The organism is Anaerococcus sp. HMSC068A02 (assembly GCF_001811125.1).
GTDB classification, from domain to species: Bacteria; Bacillota; Clostridia; order Tissierellales; family Peptoniphilaceae; genus Anaerococcus; species Anaerococcus vaginalis_C.
Map to the genome: position 1 here is coordinate 18,592 of NZ_KV803766.1, position 10,327 is coordinate 28,918.

Genomic DNA, 10,327 nt, shown 5'->3' on the forward strand with positions numbered 1-10,327 from the left:
TTAAGAATATACAAGAAGCTATAAAGTATGAAGTGTTACAAGATGAAAAAGAATATTTAAAACTCTTAAAAGTTATAGGTAATAATCAGAAATATGATTTTTCAAGCCAATTAAGTATATATAACAAGGAACCTGAAGCTAGAGCTTGTGCGACTTTTGATATGTGGAAGAAATATTTTGGTCGAGTTGTTATGAGAGGTCAAAAGGGTATTCCAATTTTAGTTGGAAGTGATGTAAATCAAAGAATTTCATATATCTTTGATATAAGTCAGACCACATCAATGGATAGGAATATTAATGAGGTTAAATTATGGCAGTTTGATTACGAAAATCATAACGAGGCTTTAAAAGAAATAATAAGAGATTCTTCATTTGAAGCTAGTGATTCACTCAATGAAAATATATTTTCTTTGAGTCGAATTTATGGAGATGAATACATTAACTTGGCTCTTGCTGATTTGAGGATAGATATAGAGGATAGACTGAGTTTTGAAAAGTTTATGAGAGACTCAATATCTTATGCAGTAGCTAATAGATTTAATACAGTCTATCCTATGGATATGGAAAATTTAAAAAATAATTTTTTGAGGATTAATACAATTTCTTTAGAGCAGATAGGTCTTGTAATATCAAGGGTTAGCGAAGATATTATAGATAGCACAATAGAAAAATCAAAGGAAATGGATCGTGCTAGGCTGCTGACAGAAAGGGCCGATGCCGACTATAATAGAGATATAGAAAATACAAATGAAGATAGAGGAGGTCAAAATGATTTATATAGACGAGATGATAGGTCAAGAAGTAGAGATGGACGAGTTTTCACAGATGGAAGCGACAGAGGAAATAGCGATGAAGATCGAAGAGAAAACCTTGGACATGATGGAGAAGGATCTGGAATTTATGGAGAGATTCCCGAATCCGACTTACGCAGTTCTAAGACTGTCTTACCTGGTAGGGAGCGAGGACATGGAGAACTGGAAGAAACTTCAGGAAATGTACGAGGAGAAAACACTTTTGAACCATCTGAAAGAAATTCAGAATCAGGCAGTGGACTTTATCAAGAGAGAGAAAGTCAAGATGATGAAAGAACAAGGATTGACAGAGAAGATGATGAGAGAGAATCCAGAGGAATACCAAGGACAGATGAACAACTTGATGGCGACAGTGAAGAGAATAGCGATCAAGGAATACGTGGAAGCTTAGAAAATGAAATAAGCAAAGAAAAGGAAGCTGATGAAGCTTCTTTTTTTGATGGCAAAAACACTGAAAACGGAAAAGATTATTGGATTGTAGAATTTAATGAAAACCACGAATTAGTTCCCGATTATAGTGGGCAGATAGTAACTAAAGACTTAATCAATATCCTAAGACAAAAGGATATTGATGTTAAAGACCATAATCAAACTCTTGGAGAAAATGAATTTGGAGAAATGACTGATGATTATATCGGGTATTTCAAATTCTATTTTGACCACTATGTAGATGGCGAAGTTGTCGAACATTATAGGATTGACCTTGGTGATGGTGAAGAAGTAAATGAGCGTGAATTTTCATATTTAGAAGAACAAGTTGCACTAAGTGAGAAAAACTCCTTACAAGAAGAAGATAAGGAAAAGATAGAGCCTAAATTTAAGATAGGCGATCAGGTTAGATATAAAGATAAGGACTTTACCATTACAGATTTTGATGAACTAAGTGGAGGACTTAAAACTGTCACTATCAGAGATAATATGGAATATATGGGAGGTATGATTAGGGGTTCGGAAGTAATTCCATATAGAAACGATTCATACCTTGAAGAAATCTTTGGAAATCTAAGTCAAACATCAGAAAAACTAGCAGTAAAGGTTGGTAAGGAATTTATTTTAGAAGATGAGAACATCTTTGATGGAATTAACTTAATTGAAACAGGAACTAAAGTAGAAGTTAATGGAGAAGAATTTCCCTTATATAAGGGTGAAACATTTGAAGAGAGTAAAAAGATTGATGACCTTTTAGATAGTGGAAATTACGAGATATACAAATTATCTGAGCATGAAAAACAAATTGAAAGACAAGTAGAGCAAGAAAGCTTTATTGATAACTACAATTCTGAAATTGATCAAATGATGGATAGGTATGATATCCCAAGAGAAGCAGCCGAAAACTTATTGAGGGGTAAAGAAGATTTAAAGAATCTAGGCTATGAACCTAATAAGGAAAAGTTAAGTTTTGCTAGAAATTATGACTTAAAAAATCATATCTACTCAGAATACCTAACACCATCAGAAAAGTTAGATAAAAATATCAAAGCTATTAAAATGCTCAAAAGACTTGAAAATGAAAATAGGAGTCCAAGAGAGTATGAACAAGCCTATCTGGCTGATTATCTGGGGTGGGGAGGTCTTTCCGATGTCTTCGATGAAGAAAAAGGAGGACAATGGCTCGAAGCAAGAAATATTTTAAAAGAAAATCTAACAAATGAAGAGTATTTAAATGCTAAAGAGTCTACTTTAACATCCTTTTATACACCTAGAGAGGTAATGGATGGAATATATAAGACTCTAACAGATATGGGATTTAAGACTGGGAATATCCTCGAACCATCTGCAGGGGTCGGTAATTTTATTGGTAATATGCCAAGTGAAATACAAGGCTCTAAAGTATATGGAGTAGAAAAAGATAGTCTAAGCGGAAGAATAGCAAGAGAACTTTATCCTGAAGCTAACATTCAAATTAAAGGCTTTGAAGAAACAAACTTCTCAAATAACTTTTTCGATTTAGTTATAGGAAATGTTCCCTTTGGAGATTTTAAAGTTAACGATCGTGAATATAACAGAAATAATTTTCTGATTCACGATTATTTTTTTGCAAAGTCTATAGATAAGGTTAGGAATGGAGGAATTATTGCCTTCATAACTTCATCTGGAACTATGGATAAAAAAGATGAATCTGTAAGAAAATATATTAATGCAAGATGTGAGTTTTTAGGAGCTATGAGGCTTCCTAATACAACATTTAAAGGACTTGCTGGTACAGAAGTTACTTCAGATATTATTTTCTTAAAAAAGAGAGATTCAGTTATAGAAAGAGATGACGATTGGGTACACCTATCAACTGATAAAAAGGGTTTGACTTATAATAAATACTTTGTAGATAATCCTCAGATGGTATTAGGGGATATGAAAGAAGTATCTGGAAGATTTGGCAATACTATTACTTGTGATGAAAAAGAAGATGAAAAGTTAAAAGACTTAATGGATCTTGCAAGTAAGGAAATATCTTCAAATTCAAAATATGAAGAGGTTGAACTATTGGAAGATGAGGAATTAAGTCTTCCAGCAACAGACGATGTTAAAAACTTTTCTTACACTATTATTGATGAAGAAGTCTACCTAAGAGAAAACTCAGTCTTAATTAAGCAGAATATATCAGATAAAAATAAAGAAAAGATAAAAGATTATCTTGATGTAATGAATGCTTTAAAAGATGTAATAGAAAAACAAAAGGACGATTTTTCTGATGAAGAAATAAAAGAGTCACAAGCAAAGTTAAATGAAGTCTATGATAACTTTTCAAAGAAACATGGCTTCATTAACTCCTTATCAAATACTAGAGCCTTAAAGGAAGACTCAAACTTTCCTTTGGTTTCATCAATAGAAATACTTGATGATGAGGATAATTTCAAAGCTAAGAGTGATATATTTTCAAAAAGAACAATAACAAAGGCAAAAGTAGTAGACCATGTAGATACTTCCCTTGAAGCCTTAGTCTTATCAGTTTCACAAAAAGGATATGTAGATTTTGAATATATGGAATCTATCACAAGTAAAGATAGGGACACCTTAATTGGTGAGCTTGAGGGAGAAATATTTTTAGACATTAAGGACATAGACCTAATAAATAACAGAATGCCCTTTGAAAACTTTAACCATGACGATCCATTTCATTTTTCATATGTATCGGCTGATGAGTATTTAAGTGGCAATATTAGAGAAAAGATTGGCTATCTCAATTCATATATTGGAGAAATTGAAAATGTAATAGATTTAGCACCTTCTGAAAAGAAAGACACATTATTAAACGAGTTAGGCAAACTCAAATATCAAAGGGAAAAATTACAAGAAGTTATGCCTGAAGAACTAACTGCTTCTGATATAAATGTAAGGTTAGGAGCAACTTGGATACCTCAAAAAGATATAGAAGACTTTACTTTTAATCTTTTAAAAACACCAGGTTATGATAGGTGGAATATAAATGTTAGGTTCTCACCACATACAAGTGAATGGAACATTGAAGGTAAAAGTGTTGACTCAACTAATGACCTTGCTAACATGACTTATGGTACAAGTAGAGTCAATGCCTATAAGCTAATTGAAAATGCCCTTAATCTAAAAGATACAAAGGTATTTGACCAAGTAATAAATGATGATGGTTCTAAGACTTCTGTATTAAACAAAAAAGAAACTATGCTTGCAAGTCAAAAGCAAGAGCTGATTAAAGAAGAATTTAAGAATTGGATATTTGAAGATCCTGATAGAAGATATAGGCTAGAAAAGATTTATAATGAAAAATTCAATTCAATTAGAAATAGAGAATTTGACGGCTCTAACTTAACTTTTGATGGAATGAATACTGAAATCAGACTTCGAGAACATCAGAAAAACGCCATAGCAAGGACTCTTTATGGTGGAAATACATTGCTTGCCCATGTAGTAGGAGCAGGAAAAACTTTTGAAATGGTAGCTTCTGCTATGGAATCTAAAAAGTTAGGACTTGCAAGTAAATCATTATTTGTAGTTCCTAACCATCTAACTACTCAAATTGGTAGGGAGTTTATGCAATTATATCCGTCAGCAAATATTATGGTGGCCGATAAAAAAGACTTTCAACCAAAAAATAGGAAAAGATTTATTGGTAGGATTGCAACAGGAGAATATGATGCAGTCATTATAGGACACTCTCAATTTGAAAAAATACCGATGTCTAAGGAATACCAGGTAAGACATATACAAGACCAAATAGATGATATAGTTTCCTTTATTGATGAGAATAAAAGAAATAGAGGAGAAAATTTCACTGTAAAACAACTGGAAAAGACAAAGAAGAAACTCTTGGTAAGACTGGAAAAACTAAATGATGACTTTAAAAAAGATGATGTTATAACCTTTGAAGAACTAGGAGTAGATAAGTTATTTATAGACGAAGCTCATAATTACAAAAACCTATTCTTGCATACAAAGATGAGAAATGTTGCGGGTATCGGTCAGAGTGAAGCCTTTAAGTCTTCAGATATGTATATGAAATGTAGGTATATGGACGAAATGACAGATGGAAAGGGAGTTGTATTTGCTACTGGTACACCAATATCAAATTCAATGACAGAGCTTTATACCATGCAAAGATACCTTCAATATGACGATTTAAAGGCAAGAGGATTAGAACATTTTGATGCCTGGGCTTCTACTTTTGGAGAAACAGAAAATACCTTTGAATTATCTCCAGAAGGCACTGGATATAGGCAAAAGACAAGATTTTCAAAGTTTTATAACTTGCCAGAACTGATGTCTATGTTTAAAGAAGTAGCAGATATAAAGACCTCAGATATGTTAAATTTGCCAGTACCAGAAGCAAACTTTGAAGTTATTAAAACAAAACCTACTGAGGAACAAAAAGAAATATTAGAAGCTATTTCAGAAAGAGCTGACGCAGTTAGAAATAACCAAGTAGAGCCAACAGAAGATAATATGCTAAAGATTACAAATGATGGTAAAAAACTTGCCCTTGACCAAAGATTAATAAATCCACTACTTCCCGATGATCATAATTCAAAGGTAAATGTATGTGTTAAAAACATCTTTTCGATCTGGGATAAGACAAGAGAAAAATCATCGACCCAATTAGTGTTTTCAGATATGTCTACACCAAAAGGAGATGGAGAATTTAATATCTATGACGATATTAGAAATAAGCTAGTGAATATGGGAATACCTAAAGAAGAAATAGCCTTTATCCACGAAGCAGATACAGACAAACAAAAAGATGAATTATTCTCTAAAGTAAGAAGAGGAGAAGTAAGGGTATTATTAGGATCTACTCAAAAAATGGGAGCAGGTACAAATGTACAAAATAAACTAATAGCCTTACACGATTTAGACGTCCCTTGGAGACCGTCTGACCTAGAGCAAAGAAGTGGTAGAATTGTTCGTCAAGGTAATGAAAATGATAAAGTTAATATCTTTAGATATGTAACAGAGAATACCTTCGATGCGTATTTGTGGGTGCGACATGAAGTCGCTTAATTTAACTGTTTGGCAAAATGACCAAACCAACTATTCCGTTAGTTGAGCCGAGTATCGGCTGCACTTAGGTGTGGTAAGCTGATATTAAAGTAGCCCTACTTGAGGTAAAACCGTGAGGGAATACCGAAACTGCCAGCAACAAGGCGGTTAGGGAGCGAGGCTTGATAATATGGCTAACATATGTGAACTACTGATAAATGTCGTTAAGGCGAACAGGCTAAAGTTGCTGATAAGCCTGAACCAAAATGGTGTGTAGTCGGATAATCCTTTCCACAGTGGGATTACACGGACAAAAAGACTACCGGCAGAGAGGTAGAGCCTAAGTTATCAATGTTAATTAAGTGAAACATGGTAAGCCTGTACTATTGCCAAAAGGCAAGGCAAATCGTAAGAAATGCTGATAATGGTGCAGGTAAAGGAGAATGGAAAAAGCGAATGCCATCTTGTAATGAGATGGATAGGGGTTCAAAATTTGCTCTAACTTGAAAGAGTGCAGACTTCCATTTGGTTTTTAATCACAAGAGAACTTGTAGAATTTTTGAAAGGAGAAAGCAAATGAACAGTAAAATGTGTGCTACTACTAACAGAGCTAAAAACTGGGAAAGTATAGACTTTTATCTAGCAGAAAGCTATGTTAAAAAACTACAAATGCGTATTGTGAAAGCGTGGAAAATGAGTAAATATGGAAAGGTAAAATCTTTACAACATTTACTCACAACTTCATTTTATGCAAAAGCCTTGGCTATTAAGAGGGTAACTGAAAATCAAGGCAAGAAAACAAGTGGTGTTGATGGTGAATTATGGCTAACATCACAGGCAAAGTATAAGGCGATAGAAAAGTTAAATTTAAGAGGATATAAACCTAAGCCTCTTAGAAGAGTGTATATACCAAAGAAAAATGGTAAGAAAAGACCTCTCAGCATTCCTACAATGACAGATAGAGCAATGCAAACACTATATAAATTTGCACTTGAACCCATAGCAGAAATTACTGCTGACCCTAATTCTTATGGATTTAGGGCAAAAAGATGTACACAAGATGCTATCGAGCAGTGTTTTACGTCACTCAATAAAAAGAAGTCTGCAAAATGGGTACTTGAGGGAGATATAAAAGGTTGTTTTGATAATATAAGTCATGAATGGATATTAAATAATATCCCAATGAACAAGAAATTATTAAAACTCTGGCTTGAGTGTGGATATATAGAAAAACAAAAAGTATTTCCAACAGAAACAGGAAGTCCACAAGGCTCGCCAATATCACCTATTATTTCCAATATGGTATTAGATGGTTTAGAAAAAGCAATCAAAGAGAAATACCATAGAAGAACAGTAAACAAGAAAACATATTTCCCAAAGGTTAATTTTGTTAGATATGCAGATGATTTCATTGTTACAGGAGAAAGTGAAGAATTGCTTGAAAATGGTGTAAAGCCAATCATTGTAAAATTCTTGGCTGAAAGAGGTTTAGAATTATCAGAGGAAAAGACACTTATAACACACATAAATGACGGTTTTGATTTTCTTGGAGTTAATATTAGGATGTATAAAGATAAGTTGCTTACAAAACCATCTGATAATAACTTCAAGGCTATTGTCGATAAAATCAGACGAATCATAAAAGATAATCCGTCAATGAAACAAGAAATTTTGATTAGAAAATTAAATCCAATCATTATAGGTTGGGTAAACTATCATAAATATAATGTTTCATCTAAAGCCTTTGAAAAACTTGATTATGAAATATATAAAAGCTTGTGGACCTGGTGCGTTCGTAGACACCCAAAGAAAGGTAGAAAATGGATAGCTAAGAAATACTTCCATACCATTGGAAATAGAACCTGGACTTTCAGTGTAGCAACTGGCGACAGAATGGAAAATGGCGAGAAATACTATCTTCGTCTTAAATATGCTACAGACACTGATATTAAAAGATTTACCAAGATACAAGCTGAAGCAAATCCATTTGATGAAAATTGGCAAATATACTTTGAAGAAAGAGAAGAGTTAAAAATACGAAACGAACTTAAAGGACGTACAGTTATAAATAGACTGTATAAAACGCAAAACGGAATATGCCCTGTTTGTGGAGAGAAAATAACTCTGGATACAGACTTTAGAGTACATCAAACAACTCAAAACAATATTACCCTTAAAACATTAGTACACCCTTGGTGTCATAGAAAATTGCATATAAATGATAAAGAAAATACGCTGGCTCTTTAATTAGGGCTTATAAAAACTTGAGCCGTGTGAGGGGAAACTCTCATGCACGGTTCTTAGAGGGGAAAGGGATAGTAATATCCCCGACCTACTCGACCAGACAATAGAGAATAAGCAGAAATTCATATCTCAAATTATGACCTCAAAAACTCCAGTAAGAGTTGCGGAAGATGTTGATGAAGCAAGCCTATCTTATTCAGAAATTAAGGCTTTAGCCACTGGAAATCCTTTAATTAAAGAAAAAATGGATTTAGATAACGAAGTTACAAAACTAAAAATGCTGGAAGCAAACTACAAGTCTAATAAATATAAGCTTGAAGATAAGGTAAATAAAATTTATCCTCAAAGTATTTTAAAAACTGAAATGGAAATACAAGCAGTTAAAGAAGATATTGCAAGTGTTGAGAAATTAGGAGAAGGAGATAGCAAATTCACTTCAATTACTCTTGGGACAAATAAAATTTTAGACAAGAAAGAAGCTGGAGATAAGCTATTAGAAGAAATAAAAAAAGTAAAGATAAATGATAGCAAGGTCATTGGTAAATATAGAAATTTAGACTTACAAGTTTCATATAACTTTATGACTAATACTCATACCTTTAAACTTCTAGGAAAAGCAGAATATTTCGGGGAGTTTTCAAACTCTACTGATGGCAATATAACAAGGCTTGATAATGCCATTGAAAAAATGCCTGCAAGGCTTGAAAGGTTAAATCAAAACATTGAAAACTATAAAGAATCTTTAGAAAATGCCAAAGTAGAATTGACAAAACCATTTGAAAAAGCAGATGAGTTAAGAGATAAGACACTAAGACTAGCTGAAATCAATAAACTTTTAGATATGGGAGAAGTAGAAGAATTAGAAAACCAATCACCACTATTAGAAGATTTAAAGAGGGCGATAGTTGATTATTCTAATTATGAGTTTTCAGAATCTAATAGCTATGAAGACTTTGACAAATTATACCCCGATTTAAGTCATATAGGACTTGCCTATACAGAGACACCAGATGGGAAGCACTCTATTCAATATGAGGTAAATTTGGAAGAAAAAACATGGACTCAGTATGTAGATAATGTTGCTATTAGAACAGAATCTTTTGTAGAAGAAGATATATCTAATTCACAAGCTCTTAAAGATATGACCGAAGCCATAAATATGTCAAGTTTTGATGATCTGGTATCAGTAGATGAAGAAGATTTAAAACAAGCACTAGGATTAGAAATAGATGATGATGGAAACTTCTATGATCCACTAGCAAAAGATCTTGACAATGATGGAATACCAGATAGGTATGACAATGATTTTAAAGATAGTGATTACTTTGAATCAACTTATGATGTAGAAGATAATCTTCACGCAAGGGAAGAAAAACCATCAATATTGGGACAAATATCCAAATTCAAATCGGAAGAAGAAAAAGATAAAAATCAAGAAAAAAACGAAAAAGGACAAGAAAGATAGAGGAGAGCGAAAGGCTCTCCTTATTTAGTACAAGGAGGAAAATATGGAATACAAAGATATTAGAGAAAACTTAGAAGAAATGATGAATGATAACTACAAGGACTTTATAAAAGCACTTGTGAGTATAGAAAAAGGTGTTAATGACGAAAAGGCACTTGAAGAAGTTTATGTTTTATTTATGATCAAAGACACAACAGGTCTATTAAATGATGACTTTGACTATATGATTGATGATATGAAAGAACAAGGTAAGATTGTTGAAAATGTAAGTGATTTTGAAGAAAAAGATGATCTTATAAATCTCGTTGGCAATATAGCTGGAAAAGTAGAAAATCTTGAAAGAGAAAATGCTAATGGA

The 10,327-nt window shown here is 32.9% G+C and carries 2 protein-coding genes and 3 pseudogenes; all 5 read left to right on the forward strand.

Annotation, left to right across the window (positions count from 1 at the left end):
• Nucleotides 1–1,784: 1,784 nt before the first annotated feature.
• Nucleotides 1,785–6,260 (forward strand): annotated as a pseudogene (locus tag HMPREF2782_RS06700) (helicase-related protein); the annotation flags it as partial.
• 369 nt (nucleotides 6,261–6,629) lie between these two features.
• Complete coding sequence (locus HMPREF2782_RS09590) at nucleotides 6,630–6,767, forward strand: hypothetical protein (RefSeq protein WP_002841132.1); 138 nt, start codon at nucleotides 6,630–6,632, stop codon at nucleotides 6,765–6,767.
• A 69-nt stretch (nucleotides 6,768–6,836) separates the two neighbouring features.
• Complete coding sequence (gene ltrA, locus HMPREF2782_RS06705; RefSeq protein WP_070641742.1) at nucleotides 6,837–8,507, forward strand: group II intron reverse transcriptase/maturase; 1,671 nt, start codon at nucleotides 6,837–6,839, stop codon at nucleotides 8,505–8,507.
• Between the two features lie 88 nt (nucleotides 8,508–8,595).
• Nucleotides 8,596–9,969 (forward strand): annotated as a pseudogene (locus HMPREF2782_RS06710) (helicase); the annotation flags it as partial.
• 43 nt (nucleotides 9,970–10,012) lie between these two features.
• A pseudogene (locus HMPREF2782_RS06715) lies at nucleotides 10,013–10,327 on the forward strand (DNA-binding protein); the annotation flags it as partial.